Raw genomic sequence first — 17,704 nt, forward strand, 5'->3', positions numbered from 1 at the left:
AGTGCGATCCGGGAAGGACAGGAGGAGCGGCGCATGAATATCGACATGGCGGCTCTGCACGCGATAGTGGTGGAACGCGGTATTTCGTTCGACGACTTGCTCGAAGACGTCAAGGCCGCCGTGCTGAGCGCCTACCGGCACACCGAGGGCCATCAGCCCGACGCCCACATCGACATCGACCGCAAATCCGGTTCGGTCCGGGTGTTGGCCCGCGAACTCGACGAAGACGGCAACGTGCTCAGCGAATGGGAGGACACCCCGGAGGGATTCGGTCGGATCGCCGCGACCACCGCACGTCAGGTGATGCTGCAGCGGCTCCGCGACGCCGAGAACGAGCGGACCTACGGCGAGTTCTCCACCCACGAGGGCGAGATCGCCGCCGGGGTGATCCAGCGCGACGGCCGGGCCAATTCGCGGGGGCTGGTCGTCGTGCGGATGGGCAGCGAGACCAAAGGCTCCGAGGGCGTGATCCCGGCCGCCGAGCAGGTTCCCGGCGAGGTCTACGAGCACGGCGACCGGCTGCGCTGCTACGTCGTGGGAGTCAGCCGCGGTGCCCGCGAGCCGGTGATCACGCTGTCCCGTACGCACCCCAACCTGGTCCGCAAGCTGTTCTCGCTGGAGGTGCCCGAGATTGCCGACGGCTCGGTGGAGATCATGGCGGTCGCGCGCGAGGCCGGCCACCGATCGAAGATCGCGGTCGCGTCACGGGTACCGGGACTGAACGCCAAGGGCGCCTGCATCGGCCCGATGGGTCAGCGGGTGCGCAACGTGATGAGCGAGCTATCCGGCGAGAAGATCGACATCATCGACTTCGACGACGACCCGGCGCGGTTCGTTGCCAACGCGTTGTCGCCGGCCAAGGTGGTGTCGGTCACCGTCATCGACCAGAACGCCCGGGCCGCCCGGGTGGTGGTGCCCGATTTCCAGTTGTCGCTGGCCATCGGAAAGGAAGGCCAGAACGCCCGGCTGGCCGCCCGGCTCACGGGCTGGCGGATCGACATCCGCGGGGACTCGCCAGACGGCGACACCGAGGACTCTGGGCATCACGGGATTGCGCACGAGGGCTAACACCAATGCAGGCGCGCAGCGGGTTCTGACCACTGGTTGGATGCAGGTAAGCTATGTCGTGATCCAACGCGAGTCTTCAGCCTCGGCGCACCGACGTACCGAAGGACCGGTGCGGACGTGCGTTGGTTGCCGAAAGCGAGAGTTGGCCGTCGAACTGCTTCGAGTGGTGGCTGTGTCGACTGGGAACGGTGAAAACGCCGTGGCCGTTGACCTAGCAGGTACTCTTCCGGGGCGGGGTGCATGGCTGCATCCCGTTCCACAGTGCGCAGGAGAAGCAATCCGGCGGCGAGCTTTTGCTCGAGCGCTGCGCATCGCCGGCGTACCGGAGACATCAGCGGTGGTCGAGTACATAGAGTCTTTGCCAGCCTCTGGGTGCGCCGACCATCCCGCCAACAGAACAGGCAGCGAAGAACATGAGCACACCGTGAAGTCCCGATGACCATGTGTCATAGCTAAACCCGAGGCGCGGCCTAACTACCGCTGTCGCCTCATAGACAGGAGATGTAGTGGCAGGCAAGGCCCGCGTACACGAGTTGGCCAAGGAACTCGGTGTTACCAGCAAGGAAGTGCTCGCCCGGCTCAGCGAACAGGGCGAATTCGTCAAATCGGCGTCGTCGACGGTGGAGGCCCCCGTCGCGCGCCGGCTGCGCGAGTCGTTCGGCGGCGGCAAACCCGCCGCCGCCAAGGCTGCCGGCAACGGCGGCGCGGCCGTCAAGGCCGGTCCCGCTCCCGAACCGCCGCCTGCCGCGCCCGTCGCGCCGCCTGCCGCGCCCGCCGCGCCGCCTGCGCCCGCACCGCCGGTAGCCGCCGAACCGCCCGGCCCGCCCCGGCCGGCGCCGGCGACAGGTGCGATGCCCGGTCCGCGCCCGGCCCCCAAGCCCGCGGCCCGGACTCCGCGGGTCGGCAACAACCCGTTCTCCTCGGCGCAGCCTGTGGACCGGCCCATTCCGCGTCCGCCCGCGCCGCGGCCCGGAGCCGCCCGCCCCGGCGCGCCCCGCCCCGGCGTGTCGCCCGGCAGCTCGCCGTTCGGCGGGGGCGGTGCCGCAGGTCCCGGCGGACAGGGCCGCCCGCCGCGTCCCGGCATGCCGCGGCCCGGCTCCGGCCGGCCCGGCGCCCCGGCCGGTGGGCGCCCCGGCGGCCCTGGCGGCGGCCCCTACCGTGGCGGCGGGCCCGGCGCCGGCGCCGGAGCCCCGCCCGGCGGCGGGTTCCGCGGCCGTCCCGGTGGCGGCGGTCGTCCCGGGCAGCGCGGCGGCGCGGCCGGCGCGTTCGGCCGTCCCGGCGGCGCGCCCAAGCGGGGCCGCAAATCCAAGCGGCAGAAGCGCCAGGAATACGACTCGATGCAGGCCCCGGTCGTCGGCGGGGTGCGGCTACCGGTCGGCAACGGCGAGACCATCCGGCTGGCCCGCGGGGCGTCGCTGAGCGATTTCGCCGAGAAGATCAACGCCAACCCGTCGGCGCTGGTGCAGGCGCTGTTCAACCTTGGTGAGATGGTGACCGCCACCCAGTCGGTCGGCGACGAGACCCTCGAGCTGCTGGGCAGCGAGATGAACTTCAACGTGCAGGTCGTCAGCCCGGAGGACGAGGACCGCGAGCTGCTGGAATCCTTCGACCTGTCCTACGGAGAAGACGAGGGCACCGAGGAGGATCTGCAGACCCGCCCGCCGGTGGTGACCGTGATGGGTCACGTCGACCACGGCAAGACCCGGCTGCTGGACACCATCCGCAAGGCCAACGTCCGCGAGGCCGAGGCCGGCGGCATCACCCAGCACATCGGCGCCTACCAGGTGAGCGTCGAACACGACGGCGCCGAGCGGCCGATCACCTTCATCGACACCCCGGGTCACGAGGCGTTCACCGCCATGCGTGCCCGCGGCGCCAAGGCCACCGACATCGCGATCCTGGTGGTCGCCGCCGACGACGGTGTGATGCCGCAGACCGTGGAGGCCATCAACCACGCGCAGGCCGCCGACGTGCCGATCGTGGTGGCGGTCAACAAGATCGACAAGGAGGGCGCCGACCCGGCCAAGATCCGCGCCCAGCTCACCGAATATGGCCTGGTCGCCGAAGACTTCGGTGGCGACACGATGTTCGTCGACATCTCCGCGAAGGAGGGCACCAACATCGAGGCGCTCGAAGAGGCGGTGCTGCTGACCGCCGACGCCGCCCTGGACCTGCGGGCCAACCCCGACATGGAGGCCCAGGGTGTGGCCATCGAAGCGCACCTGGACCGTGGTCGCGGCCCGGTGGCCACCGTGCTGATCCAGCGCGGCACGCTGCGGGTCGGTGACTCGATTGTCGCCGGCGACGCCTACGGCCGCGTCCGCCGGATGGTCGACGAGCACGGCGAAGACGTGCACGAGGCGCTGCCGTCGCGGCCGGTCCAGGTCATCGGCTTCACCTCGGTGCCCGGCGCCGGCGACAACCTGCTCGTCGTCGATGAGGACCGGATCGCCCGGCAGATCGCCGACCGACGCAGCGCCCGCAAGCGCAACGCGCTGGCGGCCCGCTCGCGCAAGCGGATCAGCCTGGACGATCTGGACGCGGCGCTGAAGGAAACCAGTCAGCTGAACCTGATCCTGAAGGGCGACAACTCCGGAACCGTGGAGGCGCTCGAGGAAGCGCTGCTGGGCATCGAGATCGACGACGAGGTGGAACTGCGCGTCATCGACCGCGGTGTCGGTGGGGTGACCGAGACCAACGTCAACCTGGCCTCGGCGTCGGACGCGATCATCATCGGGTTCAACGTCCGCGCGGAGGGCAAGGCCACCGAGCTGGCCAACCGCGAGGGCGTGGACATCCGCTACTACTCGGTGATCTACCAGGCCATCGATGAGATCCAGAGCGCGCTGAAGGGCATGCTCAAGCCGGTCTACGAGGAGAGCCAGCTGGGCCGTGCCGAGATCCGCGCGTTGTTCCGGTCGTCGAAGGTCGGAATCATCGCCGGTTGCCTGGTGCAGTCCGGCGTGGTGCGCCGCAACGCCAAGGCCCGGTTGCTGCGGGACAACATCGTGGTGGCCGAGAACCTCACGGTGTCCTCGCTGCGACGGGAAAAGGACGATGTCACCGAGGTCCGCGACGGCTACGAATGTGGTCTGACGCTGACCTACTCCGACCTCAAAGAGGGCGACGTCATCGAGACCTACGAGTTGGTGGAGAAGGAGCGCGTTTAGACTATGAACTCCGACAAGCTGAACCTTCGGCATGGCTGACCCGGCGCGGGCGCGCCGGCTGGCCAAGCGAATCTCTGAGATCGTCGCCTCGGCAATCGAGTACGAGATCAAGGACCCCGGTTTGGTCGGAGTCACCATCGTCGACGCCAAGTTGACCGGCGACCTGCACGACGCGACGCTGTACTACACGGTGCTGGGCTCCACCCTCGACGACGAACCCGACTACGCCGGGGCCGCCGCCGCGCTAGAACGTGCAAAAGGTTTGCTGCGCAGCAAGGTTGGGGCCGGCACCGGTGTGCGCTTCACGCCCACCCTGACCTTCAGCCGCGACACGGTGGCCGACGCCGCGCAGCGGATGGAGGAGTTGTTGGCGCGGGCACGCGCCGCCGACGCGGACGTGGCTTTGGTCCGGCAAGGAGCGACACCGGCCGGCGACGCCGATCCGTACCGCACGACCGACGACGACGACGCGCTCGGTGGCGATGCGGGCCGCCACGCGGCCCGAGGAGGAGCCGGGCACGAAGACCCAGGGGCACCAACCGATGACGGGGAAGACGCCGGTGACGACGATCAACGCGAAGACTGAATCCACAGCGGCACAACGCGTCGACGCCATCGGCGCCGCGAAGGTGCTGGATGCCGCGGCCACGGTCGGAGTCGTCTGTCACGTCCATCCCGACGCCGACACGATCGGCGCCGGTTTCGCGCTGGGCCTGGTGCTGGATCGGTGCGGTAAGTCCGTCGAGGTCAGTTTCGCAGCGCCGGCCGCGCTCCCTGAGTCGTTGCGGTCGCTGCCCGGCGGGCAGCTGCTAGTGGATCCCAGCTCGATGCGCCGAGATGTCGATCTTGTTGTGACCGTTGATATTCCGAGCACTGACCGGCTCGGTGCGCTGCGCGACATGGCCGGCGAGGGGCGCGACGTGCTGGTGATCGACCATCATGCGTCGAACCAGCTGTTCGGTACTGCCAATTTCGTTGAGCCCTCCGCGGACTCCACCACGATGATGGTCGCCGAGTTGCTCGACGCCTGGGACAAGCGCATCGACACCGATGTGGCCTATTGCCTCTATGCGGGACTGACCACCGATACCGGCTCGTTCCGGTGGGCCAGCGCGGACGCGTACCGGCTGGCGGCGCGGCTGGTCGAGCTGGGTATCGACAACGCGGGAATCACCCGGTCGCTGATGGACACCCATCCCTTCGCCTGGCTGTCGATGTTGTCCCGGGTGCTGGGCTCGGCGCAGCTGCTGCCCGAATCCGCCGGTGGCCGTGGCTTCGTGTACGCCGTCGTCACCAATCAAGAGTGGGTCAGCGCGCGATCGGAGGAAGTGGAAAGCATCGTCGACATCGTCCGCACCACGCAGCAGGCGGAGGTGGCCGCGGTGTTCAAAGAGGTTGAGCCGCAACACTGGTCGGTGTCGATGCGAGCGAAGGCCGACATCGACCTGTCGGCCGTGGCATCGAGCTTCGGGGGCGGCGGACACAAGCTGGCCGCCGGCTACTCGACCACGGGCTCGATCGACGAGGTGGTGGCCGCGCTGAGCGCCGCCCTGGAGTGAGCGAACGGGTCCGGTCGCAACCGGATGGCCGCCAGATCGGGCAGTGACCGGTAAATGATGACCGAGCGCGAGCGGATGCTGAGCGGCCACGTGTACCGCGCCGGCGATCCCGAACTGGTCGCCAGCCGACAGTCGTGTCAGCGCGCACTCGAGGTGTTCAACGCCGGCGATGAGCACGGCCCACAGGTATTGCGGCGGTTGCTCGGATCGCTTGGCGAGGGTTCGGAGATTTTGCCGCGATTTCTGTGCGACTACGGCACGCAGATCGCGATCGGCGCTGGATGTTTCGTCAATTGCGATGCGATCTTCCTGGACTGCGCGTCGATCACCATCGGCGACCACGTGCAGATCGGTCCACGCGTGCAGCTTGTCACGGCGCTTCACCCCGTCGATGACCACGAGGCCCGACGCGCAGGATGGGAGTCCGCCGCTCCCATCGTCATTGGTGACAACGCCTGGCTGGCGGCCGGTGTCATCGTGTGTCCGGGAGTGACCATCGGCGACAACTCGGTGATCGGGGCCGGAAGTGTCGTCGTCAGCGACGTTCCGGCACGCGTGCTGGCGGCCGGCAATCCGTGCCGGATCATCCGAGAGCTTGCCGATTGAAATGCGGCCAGGCTGGGCCGCGATGTGCAACAAAGGTCTGCAGTTCGGTGTGTTGGGGCCGTTGCAGCTGCGGGCCGGCAGCACTTTTGTGCCGTTGGGCGCTCCCAAGCAACGAGCCGTGTTGACCGTGCACAAACCCGGCCGGGCACCGCCGAAGCACACCAGCGAACACTTTTGACCTGGTAGGTGAGAACTTTCGGTACTGCTGTCAATTTGGTGTCATTCTTTGGGGGCGTGCGGCGTTACTATGCATTGCGTGGTAGCACAAGCATTCGAGGTCGATGTCGACCATTTGATGGCCGGTGGTGAGTGCTGCCGCTACGCCGCGGAGTCGGCTCGGGATGCTGCGGAGGCGCTGGCCGGTGCGGATGTGGCGTCGGGAATTTTCGGTGATTTTGCCGAGGCGCATCAGTTTCACGGTGTGGTGAGTGGTGTCCATCAGCTGCATCAGGATCGGTTGCGTGGCCACCACACGACGTTGAGCGGGGTTTCGGGCAAAGCGGTCACAGCTGCGCAGGTGTTGAGCGGCACCGACGAGTCGGCGGGTGAGGCCATTACCTCAGCTGGCGACGAGATTTTGTAGGCCATTCGTGGGGGCGCCACCGTTTTTGGCCAACCTTGATGTCGGTGAGTTGTGCGGGGCGGCCGGCGGGAATCCGTGGAAACTCGATGACGAGTTGCAGGCCGGTGACGCCCAGGCGATCAACAAGCTCGCCGATGCGTTTCACCAGGCCGGCCACCGCGTCAAAGAGGCCGACGACGATTTTGACAAGGCCAAGCAGAAGTTCGAGGCGGGTTATCGGCGCAATGGCAGCGAGCATCCGATCAACGAATCTGCCGAAGTGCGTCAGGCCACTGTTGCGCTGGCCGGGCACACAGATGCGTTGCCGCAGATCGCGGCCAGCTTGGAGCAGGTGGCCGCCTCGCTGGTCACTGCGCAGCGCCACAGCGACTACGCCCTGGGCGAAGCTGATGGCGCGCTGGATGAGATCGACGACCAGATGGCGGCGGCCAAGACTAATAATCAGGATACCGGCGGGCTGCACGAGCACGCCGTCGGCGTCGTCACATCGGCTTTGGCTCAAGTCAACTCGGTGCGCGCGGGCTATGCCGCCGATTTGCATGCCGCGCAGACCGCGATGTCGGGGGCCGGGTTTGTGCCTGAGTCGCTGGCCGATCTGGACGCCGCGCCCGGCGATGCCGCCACCGACGCAGCAGCGAAATACGACACGTCCGGTCAGCGGGCACGAGATCAGGCCATGGTGGATAAAGCCCACGCCGCCGGGCGCACCCACTATTTAGCCAACAACGCCGGCTCTCCCGGCAATATGACAGACGATGAGGCCGCCGCCGCCCAGCGGCTCAAAGACTACGCGGCCATCACCGACCCAACCAGCCGCTTCGGACCAGGCTATGACCCGCACGAAGCTGCCCAAGCCCACCGGCTGGCCGGGGAACGCCTCGATGACTACAACGTCGCGAACGCGACCGGTCCGGTGCCCAGCGACCCTGTACTTGGCGGTGACGCCAGGATCCGGGCCCAAGCCAGGCTCAAACTGCAACACGACCTGGAAAACGGCCAAGTCCCCTGGCACCCGCAACCGATGTCGACCGACGAGGCGACGCAAGTCATCGATCAGACGGAAGGCGCAGACCGGGCCAGCGTGCTTGCTCGCCTGCCCGGTCAGTTGCAGCAGGCCGGCATGTCACCGCAAGGCGCTGCAGCGGTCGTCGAAGGCCTTGCCCACGGCAAAATCCCCGAGGAATACATCGAGGCCGCTGGCGGTGCCGGCAAGGTCTTCGAGAGCGGAGAAAAAGCGTTCGACAAATACGCCGGCTTGGTCACAGACCATGGCAGCCACTGGACACCCGAAGCAGCAGCACTCAACACCGACGACGTCGAAGCATTCGAAAAGCTCGGCAAGCGTATAGGCCGCTTCGGCAGCCTGCTCGAGCTCGGGACAGCTACGTACGAATTGACACACGGTGCCGACCCAGGCGAAGTTGCCGCGAAAGCTGCCGGCGGCTGGGCCGGCGCAACGGAACTCGGTGGGTTAGGAGCTGCGGGTGGTGAGATCGTCGGCGGGCCACTGGGGGCTTTCATGCTCGGCCTCATCGGCGGCACAGTTGGTGCATTCGGCGGCGAATGGGGCGCCGACAAGGTACACCAATGGCTTAAGGAGTAGTGGCGTGCGTCACGTAAATACATTCTTCATGGTGACAGGCGCCATTGGCATGCTCCTTACGCTCCTGGCATCATCAAAGAATCGCCGCGCGGGGCGGCGCGCGTATTGGGGTGGCGCTTTCCTCACCTCGATATCCGCTTTTCTACTTCTGTATCCGCCGGATTGGAAGTCGGGAACAATTCTGTCAGGTCTTGCTTGCTTTTTGATGGTATTCACCGCGTACTCTTACACCCCATATATCAAGATTCGCGGCAAGATTTACGCATTCTATGTGGCGGACAGTCAGCCCGATCCCTCCCTGGATGGGACTCCACTGCCGGGAAGCGACGACCCTGGTTATGACCCGGCACCCGACTCGTACGGCGGAATGGCTACCGCCAAGAAGACATGGTGGCAAGGAGTTTTCGCCATGGGACTGTGCGTGTTCTGCGTCATCGTCACAGATAAAGACAAGCCTTGGTGGCTGGCACCGACGGCTGCTGCCTTTGTCATCGCGGGAGCCGTTAGCTTGGGTTACGGTGACGTGATTTGGGGCTATCCGATCGCCCGCGGACAGCGCTTGCAATTCGCGATTATCGCGATCATCACAATAGGGGTATTTCCGCTGCTATATCTGCCCGCATATGCAGCAGGCAAGCGTTGGCCGCTGCGGCGCAAACAATCGATGGAATACCAGGCGCATCCTCGCCTCCGAAAAAGGTATCGGTCCTGACCTCTCGCTTTACGGGCGAAACGGAATAAAAAACGAGGTTTTCTCCCTTGGGGTTTGTGATTACGAGTGGCTTGTGAGGAGATTAGCGCTCTGAATGCAACTGCGTCAGCTTCTCAGCCATCGCTCGATCAACCGCATACCTTATTCTTCTTCGTGGCCACTCTGGTTTTTTTAGCGGTGGCAGTTTTGCCGCCGCTATGGCTCCGGCAGGACCGCAAATGGAGGCGACCCTACTGGGCGGCCGTCGGCGCGGCGGCTATTTGCGTCTTCTTGGCTGCTGTCCCAGATTGGAAGCTGGGCGTCGGCATGTCCCTTTTCGGGCTTGCTTTCATGACGGCATCTGCGTACATCTATTCGCCGTTTATCAAGATTGGCGGGAAGGTCTACGCATTACACGTCCGGGACAGCCTGCCCGACCCAACTCCTGCCGTTGAGCCCGTGTCGGCCACGGCAGACCCCGACTACGACCCGGCTCCAGATTCCTACGGCGGACTGACCAGCGCCAAGAAATATTGGTGGTTGCTGCTACCTGCCACGGCCATGTGCGTGGTCAACCTCCTCGCCTATACTGGAGATAAACATAATCCGTCGATTGCGTTACTATCGGCGCTCGGTCTGCTAATCGTAGCCAATGGCCTTGGTTACTTCGACGCGAGCTGGGATTACCCTGTAGCGCGCGGACAGCGGCTCCAATTCGGAATTGTCGCCGTCATGACGGCTGGCCTGTTCGCCATCTTCTATTTTGCCGCATATACCGCCGGCAAACGGTGGCCGGTGCGTCGCAAGCAGTCTATGGAGTACCGGGCGCATCCGCACCACCAGAAAAGGTATCCCTAAGTGTGGTACACCGTGGAGGTGTTAACTGATGGGCGAGACAACACATGCCGTTGGCGTCGTCAAATCGGCTCTGGCGCAAGTCGACTCGGTGCGTGGGGATTATGTTAAAGACTTACATGCCGCGCAGACCGCGATGTCGGGAGCGGGGTGTGTGCCCGAGTCGTTGGGCAATCTGGACGCCCAGCCCGGCGACGGCGCCGCCGACGGCGTCGGGAAATACGACAAAGCATCGCCGGCCATGAGTTCACCTTCCAGATCCGGCTGGTCTGAGCTGCGAAAACGCCGCCGCGGCAGCACAGAAGATCAGCGCACCTGCGCGCGACCGCGCTGCAGCACCGCCTCGCGGTTGGCGGCGATGTCGTCGCCTGAGGTCCGAAACGCCCGCGCCGCGGTCGCTTCCAGCCACAGGCCCTCGGCGGTCTGCGAATCGTCGATGCGGTGATACGACGACAGCAGCGCGCGCACTGCGGGCTGGTTGTTGCCGACGATGCTCGCCGCGACTGTGCGCGCCGCGGGCAGCAACTCCTCGTGCGGCACCACGTCGGTGACCAGGCCGGCGCGCAGCGCGTCCTGCGCGGACAGGTAATCGCCGGTCATGCTCATCCGACGGGCGAGTCCGACGCCGACCTTCTGGGGGAGTCGCACGCTGAGCCCCCAGGTGGGCAGCAGGCCCACCCTGGCGTGGGTGTCGGCGAATCGTGCGTGCTCAGAAGCGATCAGGATGTCGCAGTACAGGGTCAGCTCCAGCCCGCCGGTCACCGCGGCGCCGTTGATGGCGCCGATCACGGGCTTGCTCAGCGATGGCCAGCGCGGCGAGATGTCCGGCAACGCGGTCTGCCCGCCCAGCTCCTTGAGGTCCAGCCCGGCGCAGAACACCGGGTCGGTGCCGGTGAGGATGATCACGTCGACGTCGTCGTCGGCTTCCGCGTCGGCCAGGGCGGCGAAGAACCGGTCGCGCAGCGCGGCCGACAGCGCGTTACGCGATTGCGGCCGGTTCAGGGTCAGGGTTCGCACCCGCTCGTCGGTGTGGATCAGCAAAATCTCGTCAGTCATGGGGATCACCGTAGTTGGTCGATCACTGCGGACCAGTAAGATGGCTCGGTGACCATAAAAATGACCGCAACGGAGGTGAAGGCGAAGATCCTCGCTCTGCTCGACGACGTCGCCGACGGCGAAGAAGTCGAGATCACCAAGCACGGTCGGACGGTGGCTCGGCTGGTGGCAGCGACTGGGCCGCACGCCCTCAAAGGGCGGTTGGCGGGGATGGCGATGACGGCCGCCGATGAAGATCAGCTGTTCGGCACCGGTGAGGCGTGGGCCGCCTCATGACGCGCGCCGGCGACGATTCAGAGCGCAGCGATGAGGAGGAGCGGCGCACATGACGCGCGCCGGCGACGATTCAGAGCGCAGCGATGAGGAGGAGCGGCGCACATGACCACCGTGGTGCTCGACTCGCACGTGATGCACTGGTGGTCGGCGGAGCCTCAACGGATCAGCCAGTCGGCCGGCCGGGTTATCGAGCAGGCTGACGAACTCGCCGTCGCCGCGATCAGCTGGTACGAACTGGCCTGGCTCGCCGGACACGAACGCATCCAGATCACGATTCCGCTGCGGTCGTGGCTGCAGCAGTTGGCCGAGCACGTGCGCACGATCGGCCTTACTCCAGCGATAGCTGCCGCGGCGGCGTCGCTGCCATCCGGGTTTCCAGGGGATCCGGCCGATCGATTGATCTACGCCACCGCCGTCGAACACGGCTGGCGTCTGGTGACCAAAGACCAGAGGTTGCGGGCCCATCGGCATCCGCGGCCGGTGACGGTCTGGTGAGGGCGCGCCTATCGTTGCGGGCATGTGCCGCGAGGTGACCGAGACCGCGACGACGCCGGCGCTCAAGGAGTGGAGTGCGGCGGTGCACGCGCTGCTGGAGGGCCGCCAACAGGTGTTGCTGCGTAAGGGCGGCATCGGCGAGAAGCGGTTCTACCTCACAGCTGCCCGGGAGTTTCTGTTGTTCCCGACGCTGGCGCACAGCCACGCCGAGCGGGTGCGACCCGAATTCCGCGACCTGATCGACACCGCGGCACCCGACCGCAGCGCCGACCGGCTCGTCGTGCGAGCGGCGGCGAAAGTCGTTGCGGCCCTGCCGGTCAACCGGCCGGACAACATCGACGCGATCGAGGACCTGCACATCTGGACGGCAGAATCGGTGCGTCGTGACCGGTTGGACTTTCGCCCGAAGCATCGGCTGTCCGTATTGGTCGTGCAAGCCATCCCGCTGATCGATCCGGTCGAACTGCCCCGGCGGGCCGACTATGCCGGATGCACGAGCTGGGTGTCGTTACCCCTGACCGGCCCGTCGCTGGGCACGCCGGTGTACGACGAAGCCACCCTGCGTGACGTGGCTGCGCGCGTCCGTGCAGCGGTCGAATAGCGCTGTCATTCGTCATTGGTCGGAGGCGTCCCTCAGGAGCCGACCGGTAACGCGATTCGGGACGTGCCGAAGTGCACCTGGTGGGTGGACGGTGTGAGTTGGCTGCCCGTCGACGACGGCTCGCCGTTGCCGAGATTGCGATCGAAGCGCGGATGACAGCCGCCGGCGATCAGCACCCGGATGCGGGTCCCGGCCCGGAACCGATGAGAGACCGCGTCCAGCTCGAGGCGGAGGTGCTCGTGGGCCTCGGTGAATCGCCGGTAGGCGTCGCTGACGTTGCGGGAGCGACCCTTGGCGTCGACTTCGCTGATCCGGACGAACACGTCCACATACGGGTTGTCGGCGCTGTGCGCCAATTCGGCGACCGGATTGCCGTGCACGACAAGGTCGTCGGTCAGCGCGTCACTGGTGAAGCTGAGCACGTCGCGGCGATACGCCAGCGCGGTGTCGTCGCAGTAGCCGCCGTCAGGGGAGAGCAGTCGGCCCCCGACGGTGGGAGTCGGGTCGGCAGGGTCGTAGCGGAAGCTCGCCGAGGATCCGGCCGGGGGAGCCGTGTCGGCCAGGCCGCCGCCCGGCTGTAGGTACAGCGCGCGCTCGGTCGTATTCGGCGGCCAGTCGGATAGCTCGCGCCAGCCCTCGTGGGAGACCCAGAACCGGAATCGGCCGGACCGTGGTGCTGCGGGGCGACCGGCGAGGTGGGTGTCCAGCCATTCCTGGGTTTCCCTGGCGATGGTGGACAGCCCGGCGATGAGTAATCCGGTGTGCGTCCACGGACCCATGGTCAGCGCGACGTCGACTCCGCGCCCGCGGAGATGCCGGAATTGGTGCAGCGTCTGGGGCAGGAACAGGTCTTGCCATCCGCTGAGCAGCAGCAACGGCACCTGAATTCGATCGAGGGCGGAGTCGACTCGCAGCGGCCCCCAGAACGGGTTGTCGTCGGACGGAGGAGTCAGCCAGGACTCCCACCACGGTGCCCCGTCGCCGAGCAGGACCCGGCCGGCTGCGCCCAGCGGAGCCTCACCGGCGGCACGCACCACGCTTTTCTGCGCCCGCAGTTGGCGGATGCCGGCGCGGATCCGGCCCGGATCTTCCTGGTGCGCCACCAGGTTGCTCCAGCCGAGGAAGTCGTTGACCGTGAACGAGCCGGTACCCCACGCCGACAGGCTCATGTCGTGCGGACCCGCGACGATCACGCTCGTGACGAGTTCCGGCGGTGGATCCTGCAGCAGCGCGAATTGGGTGAAGCCCAGATACGAGATCCCGATGGTGGCGAAGCGACCGGTGAACCATGGTTGCCGACGCATCCACTCGACGGTGTCGGCGCCGTCGGCCGCCTCGTTGACCATCGGCGAGAAGTCACCGCCGGACCCGAAGGTGCCGCGCACGCTTTGCAACACCACCCGGTAGCCGCGGGCGGCATGCAGGTCGGCGAACACGGTCGAGAAGGGAAATGCCCGGCCGTAGGGGCCGCGGGCCAACAGGGTGCCGACGACATCTCCGGTGGGCTGGTAGACATCGGCGACCAACTCGACACCGTCGCGCATCGGGATCCTGACCTCGCTGACGGTGTAGCTGGTGGTCGGCGTTGGCAGTCGCAATGCCTTGGTGAGGGCGCGGTTGACGAGTCGTCGGGGCAGTGTGCGCAGCGTCGACGCGGCGGGCCGGTAGGTGGTCGTCACCGCATCAGGTTATGGCGGTGACGGCGATAGCGGGCCTAGAACTTGTAGTACGGCGAAAGCTGGTTGGCGCGCTGCAGGTTCGTCGCTGGGCAGTCGACTTCCGGGCTGGAGTAGATCGTGGAGTAGAACAGCGACTGCTGGATCAGCCCGTAGCTGGTTTTGAAGGCCACCATGCAGGAGAAGTAGAAGTAGCTGTTGTGATAAGTGGGCTTGAGGTTCCACCACTGCGCGGCACGGTGGCCGTTGATCGTGGTCTCGACGGCGTCGGCGGGCAGTGACTGGTCATATTTCCGCCAGACGATCGGTTCGACCGCCAACTGGTAGTTCCCGGCGTCGAAGTGGCAGCGCAGGCCCTCCTCGGGTATCGGCGGGGTGAAGGCCAGGCCCAGCCGCTGGACCGCGTCGAACGGGATGTCCCGACACGGATCGAACGGGCTCGGGTCGGTGGTCGCCACGATCGGGCTTTTCATCGTGGTGGGCGGGTCCATCGGCGCGGCGGTAGACCGCAGCTCCACCCTGGATCCACCGACGGCGGCCGGTGGGGCGCTCTGCCATGTCACGATCACCGCCGTGAACAGGGCTCCGAACGCCGCAAGGAGGCGCAGCCTGCCGACCATCTCGCCCCCTCGGGTCATTCGTCGTCTGCCGGGAGCTTACAAGTCACACCCGTGCCGCCACAGAGTAAACGAGAACCTGTTCTAGTCCGCTGCGGCGGCTCTGGTCCGCGGACTGGCTAGGCTTGTCAGTCGTGGCTTGGCACGAACACGGGCAGCGGCCCCCTACCGCACGGCAGCCGACGCTGTGGGCGGTATCGGATTTGCACACCGGCCACGTGGGCAACAAGCCGGTCACCGAGTCGTTGTATCCGTCGACGCCGGACGACTGGCTGATCGTGTGCGGCGACGTTGCCGAACGCACCGACGAGATCCGTTGGGCGCTGGACCTGCTGCGCCGCCGGTTCGCCAAGGTGATCTGGGTGCCCGGCAACCACGAGCTGTGGAGCACCAACAGGGATCCGATGCAGGTGTTCGGGCGGGATCGCTACGACTACCTGGTCAACGTGTGCGACGAGCTGGGGGTGGTGAGTCCGGAGCATCCGTTCCCGGTGTGGACCGAGCGGGGTGGTCCGGCGACCATCGTGCCGCTGTTCCTGCTCTACGACTATTCGTTCCTGCCGAAGGGCGCGACGACCAAAGCCGAGGGGCTGGCGATCGCGCGGGAGCGCAACGTCGTGTGCACCGACGAGTTCCTGCTCTCGCCGGAGCCCTACCCGACTCGCGAGGCGTGGTGCCATGAGCGTGTCGCGGCGACTCGCAAGCGCCTCGACGACCTGGACTGGATGAACCCGACGGTGCTGGTCAACCATTTCCCGATGGTCCGCCAGCCGTGCGACGCGCTGTTCCTACCGGAGTTCTCGCTGTGGTGCGGGACGACCGAGACCGCGGACTGGCACACCCGCTACAACGCGGTGTGCTCGGTCTATGGACACCTGCACATTCCGCGGACCACCTGGTACGACCACGTCCGCTTCGAAGAGGTGTCGGTGGGCTATCCGCGCGAGTGGCGCCGGCGCAAGCCGTACAGCTGGTTGCGCCAGATCCTGCCCGATCCGCAGTACGCGCCCGGCTATCTCAACGACTTCGGCGGCCACTTCGTCATCACCCCGGAGATGCGGGCACAGGCTCAGCAGTTCCGCGACCGGCTGCGTGGGCGGTAGCTGCGATGACCCTGACCACCTTGATGTTCGCGGTGCTGCCCGACGTCGCCGACCTGGCCTGCGCCGAGTTGTATTCCGACCCGCCGGGTTTGACGCCGATGGCCGAAGAAGAGCCGCTGATCGAACGGTCGGTGGCCAAGCGGCGCAACGAGTTCATCACCGTCCGGTACTGCGCCCGCATTGCGTTGGGCAAGATTGGATTTCCGCCGACGCCGATTCTCAAGGGGGAGAAGGGTGAGCCCTGCTGGCCCGACGGTGTGGTGGGCAGCCTCACGCACTGCGCGGGTTATCGCGGCGCGGTGGTCGGTCGCGACGGTGCGGTCCGCTCGGTGGGGGTGGACGCCGAACCGCATGACGTCCTGCCGGACGGTGTGCTCGACGCGATCAGCCTGCCAGCCGAACGTGCCGAGCTGGCGGCCTTGCCTTCAGACGTGCATTGGGACCGAATCCTGTTCTGTGCCAAAGAGGCAACCTACAAGGCATGGTTTCCGCTGACCAAGCGTTGGCTCGGCTTCGAAGACGCGCACATCACCTTCACCGTCGACGACTCCGGCTCGGCCGGTGGGTTCGAATCGACGATCCTCATCGACGGGGAGACACTTTCGGGTCCGCCGTTGAGCACGCTGGCCGGGCGGTGGTCGGTGGACCGCGAGTTGGTGCTCACGGCGATCACCCTATGACGGTCAGGCCAGCGAACCCGGGCCTTGTCATCGTCGACAAACCGGCCGGTATGACCAGTCACGACGTGGTGGGGCGTTGCCGGCGGATCTTCGGCACCCGCCGGGTGGGGCACGCCGGGACGCTGGACCCGATGGCCACCGGTGTTCTGGTGATCGGGATCGAGCGGGCCACCAAGATCCTGGGCCTGGTCACCGAAACCTCGAAGTCGTACGCGGCCACCATCCGACTCGGCCAGTCCACGTCCACCGAGGACGCGGAAGGCGATATCACCCAAGAGGTTTCGGCCCACGGTGTGACCGACGCGGCGATCGCAGCGGCGATCGCCGCGTTGCGCGGTGATATCGCGCAGGTTCCCTCGGCGGTCAGCGCGATCAAGGTCGACGGGCAACGCGCCTACCGGTTGGCCCGCGAGGGCCGCGCCGTCGAGTTGGCCGCGCGGCCGGTGCGTATCGACCGGTTCGAGATGCTGGCAGTGCGTCGCCACCACGAAGTCGTCGACGTCGATGTCGTGGTGGACTGCTCGTCAGGGACCTACATTCGCGCCCTGGCCCGCGATGTCGGCGCGACGCTCGGGGTAGGAGGTCACCTGAGCGCGTTGCGCCGCACCAGAGTCGGCCGGTTCGGGATAGACCAAGCCCGCTCGCTCGACGAGATCGCCGAACAGCCCGCGCTGAGCCTGACTCTCGACGAAGCATGCCTGCGGTTGTTTGCGCACCGGCAACTCACCGACGAGGAGGCCGACTCGGTCGGCAACGGGCGCGCGCTGAACCCGGCCGGGATCGACGGCGTCTACGCCGCACACACCGCCGACGGCCATGTCATGGCGCTGCTGCGTGACGAGGGTTCGAAGACGAAGTCGGTGGTCGTCATCCGGCCGGCGACACTGTAATTCGTCAGCACGACCGATGCGGCGCGGTGATGCCGTCCAACGCCTGCTCGGCGGGGCCGACCTCGCTCAGCATCACCGCCGCCGCCGCGTCGTCTAACCCGAAGTTACGGCTGTTGAAATAGGTGAATCCCCGGTTTGACCTGGGGATTGGTTGGCTGGGGTGGGTGGTTGTTCT

General features: G+C 66.5%; 21 protein-coding genes. 17 read left to right on the forward strand and 4 right to left on the reverse strand.

Annotation, left to right across the window (positions count from 1 at the left end; genetic code table 11):
- The first annotated feature begins 33 nt into the window (after window positions 1–33).
- The 11 genes from nusA to ABDV69_RS01500 all read left to right on the forward strand — a co-directional run bounded on the left by nusA (window position 34) and on the right by ABDV69_RS01500 (window position 10,138).
- Window positions 34–1,068 carry a transcription termination factor NusA gene (gene nusA / locus ABDV69_RS01450; RefSeq protein WP_343571554.1) on the forward strand — a complete coding sequence of 345 codons (1,035 nt, stop codon included), beginning with the start codon at window positions 34–36 and terminating at the stop codon, window positions 1,066–1,068.
- Between the two features lie 58 nt (window positions 1,069–1,126).
- Entirely contained in the window at window positions 1,127–1,507 is a 381-nt protein-coding gene (locus ABDV69_RS01455) for a YlxR family protein (RefSeq protein ID WP_343571593.1), read from the forward strand.
- Between the two features lie 67 nt (window positions 1,508–1,574).
- Window positions 1,575–4,238 carry a translation initiation factor IF-2 gene (gene infB / locus ABDV69_RS01460; RefSeq protein ID WP_343571555.1) on the forward strand — a complete coding sequence of 888 codons (2,664 nt, stop codon included), beginning with the start codon at window positions 1,575–1,577 and terminating at the stop codon, window positions 4,236–4,238.
- A gap of 31 nt (window positions 4,239–4,269) precedes the next feature.
- Window positions 4,270–4,824 carry a 30S ribosome-binding factor RbfA gene (gene rbfA / locus ABDV69_RS01465; RefSeq protein WP_343571556.1) on the forward strand — a complete coding sequence of 185 codons (555 nt, stop codon included), beginning with the start codon at window positions 4,270–4,272 and terminating at the stop codon, window positions 4,822–4,824.
- Window positions 4,781–5,797, forward strand: coding sequence for a bifunctional oligoribonuclease/PAP phosphatase NrnA (locus tag ABDV69_RS01470; RefSeq protein WP_343571557.1), 1,017 nt, complete (start codon window positions 4,781–4,783; stop codon window positions 5,795–5,797). The genes rbfA and ABDV69_RS01470 overlap by 44 nt, the downstream gene beginning before the upstream one ends.
- 54 nt (window positions 5,798–5,851) lie before the next feature.
- Window positions 5,852–6,403 (forward strand): sugar O-acetyltransferase, encoded by a 552-nt coding sequence (locus ABDV69_RS01475; RefSeq protein ID WP_343571558.1) that lies wholly within the window; start codon window positions 5,852–5,854, stop codon window positions 6,401–6,403.
- Between the two features lie 22 nt (window positions 6,404–6,425).
- Window positions 6,426–6,581, forward strand: coding sequence for a hypothetical protein (locus ABDV69_RS01480; RefSeq protein ID WP_343571559.1), 156 nt, complete (start codon window positions 6,426–6,428; stop codon window positions 6,579–6,581).
- A gap of 78 nt (window positions 6,582–6,659) precedes the next feature.
- Window positions 6,660–6,986, forward strand: a complete 327-nt coding sequence (locus tag ABDV69_RS01485) for a DUF2563 family protein (RefSeq protein WP_343571560.1) — start codon at window positions 6,660–6,662, stop codon at window positions 6,984–6,986.
- 7 nt (window positions 6,987–6,993) lie between these two features.
- On the forward strand, window positions 6,994–8,589 hold the full coding sequence (locus ABDV69_RS01490) for a hypothetical protein (RefSeq protein WP_343571561.1): 1,596 nt from the start codon (window positions 6,994–6,996) through the stop codon (window positions 8,587–8,589).
- A gap of 4 nt (window positions 8,590–8,593) precedes the next feature.
- Window positions 8,594–9,301, forward strand: a complete 708-nt coding sequence (locus ABDV69_RS01495; protein WP_343571562.1) for a hypothetical protein — start codon at window positions 8,594–8,596, stop codon at window positions 9,299–9,301.
- A 153-nt stretch (window positions 9,302–9,454) separates the two neighbouring features.
- Window positions 9,455–10,138 carry a hypothetical protein gene (locus ABDV69_RS01500; protein ID WP_343571563.1) on the forward strand — a complete coding sequence of 228 codons (684 nt, stop codon included), beginning with the start codon at window positions 9,455–9,457 and terminating at the stop codon, window positions 10,136–10,138.
- A 99-nt stretch (window positions 10,139–10,237) separates the two neighbouring features.
- On the opposite strand, the gene ABDV69_RS01505 is transcribed toward ABDV69_RS01500, so the two are convergent.
- Together ABDV69_RS01505 and ABDV69_RS01510 are read right to left on the reverse strand one after the other, a co-directional pair.
- The gene (locus tag ABDV69_RS01505; RefSeq protein WP_343571564.1) at window positions 10,238–10,378 is read right to left on the reverse strand and encodes a hypothetical protein; all 141 of its coding nucleotides are present in this window, start codon (window positions 10,376–10,378) and stop codon (window positions 10,238–10,240) included.
- A 63-nt stretch (window positions 10,379–10,441) separates the two neighbouring features.
- Window positions 10,442–11,191, reverse strand: a complete 750-nt coding sequence (locus tag ABDV69_RS01510) for an enoyl-CoA hydratase (protein ID WP_343571565.1) — start codon at window positions 11,189–11,191, stop codon at window positions 10,442–10,444.
- Between the two features lie 60 nt (window positions 11,192–11,251).
- Here ABDV69_RS01510 and ABDV69_RS01515 point away from each other — a divergent pair, with 60 nt between their 5' ends.
- The 3 genes from ABDV69_RS01515 (at window position 11,252) to ABDV69_RS01525 (ending at window position 12,563) form a co-directional block, all read left to right on the forward strand.
- Window positions 11,252–11,467: a type II toxin-antitoxin system prevent-host-death family antitoxin gene (locus tag ABDV69_RS01515; RefSeq protein WP_343571594.1), complete on the forward strand. Its 216-nt coding sequence runs from the start codon at window positions 11,252–11,254 to the stop codon at window positions 11,465–11,467.
- Window positions 11,468–11,569: 102 nt separating this feature from the next.
- Window positions 11,570–11,962, forward strand: a complete 393-nt coding sequence (locus tag ABDV69_RS01520) for a PIN domain-containing protein (RefSeq protein WP_343571566.1) — start codon at window positions 11,570–11,572, stop codon at window positions 11,960–11,962.
- Window positions 11,963–11,984: 22 nt separating this feature from the next.
- Window positions 11,985–12,563, forward strand: a complete 579-nt coding sequence (locus tag ABDV69_RS01525; RefSeq protein ID WP_343571567.1) for a DUF1802 family protein — start codon at window positions 11,985–11,987, stop codon at window positions 12,561–12,563.
- Between the two features lie 32 nt (window positions 12,564–12,595).
- On the opposite strand, the gene ABDV69_RS01530 is transcribed toward ABDV69_RS01525, so the two are convergent.
- Both ABDV69_RS01530 and ABDV69_RS01535 read right to left on the reverse strand, forming a co-directional pair.
- The gene (locus tag ABDV69_RS01530) at window positions 12,596–14,242 is read right to left on the reverse strand and encodes a CocE/NonD family hydrolase (protein ID WP_343571568.1); all 1,647 of its coding nucleotides are present in this window, start codon (window positions 14,240–14,242) and stop codon (window positions 12,596–12,598) included.
- 35 nt (window positions 14,243–14,277) lie between these two features.
- A complete protein-coding gene (locus ABDV69_RS01535) occupies window positions 14,278–14,859 on the reverse strand; it encodes a DUF3558 domain-containing protein (protein ID WP_343571569.1) in 582 nt (193 codons plus the stop codon).
- A gap of 131 nt (window positions 14,860–14,990) precedes the next feature.
- Here ABDV69_RS01535 and ABDV69_RS01540 point away from each other — a divergent pair, with 131 nt between their 5' ends.
- Genes ABDV69_RS01540 through truB form a run of 3 tightly spaced genes read left to right on the forward strand, consistent with a single transcriptional unit; the run spans window position 14,991 to window position 17,529 of the window.
- Window positions 14,991–15,959, forward strand: coding sequence for a metallophosphoesterase (locus ABDV69_RS01540; protein ID WP_343571570.1), 969 nt, complete (start codon window positions 14,991–14,993; stop codon window positions 15,957–15,959).
- A gap of 5 nt (window positions 15,960–15,964) precedes the next feature.
- Window positions 15,965–16,639, forward strand: a complete 675-nt coding sequence (locus ABDV69_RS01545; RefSeq protein WP_343571571.1) for a 4'-phosphopantetheinyl transferase — start codon at window positions 15,965–15,967, stop codon at window positions 16,637–16,639.
- A complete protein-coding gene (gene truB / locus ABDV69_RS01550) occupies window positions 16,636–17,529 on the forward strand; it encodes a tRNA pseudouridine(55) synthase TruB (RefSeq protein WP_343571572.1) in 894 nt (297 codons plus the stop codon). The genes ABDV69_RS01545 and truB overlap by 4 nt, the downstream gene beginning before the upstream one ends.
- The last annotated feature ends 175 nt before the right edge of the window (window positions 17,530–17,704 follow it).

The sequence above is a fragment of the Mycobacterium sp. genome, assembly GCF_039583785.1.
Classification (GTDB): domain Bacteria; phylum Actinomycetota; class Actinomycetes; order Mycobacteriales; family Mycobacteriaceae; genus Mycobacterium.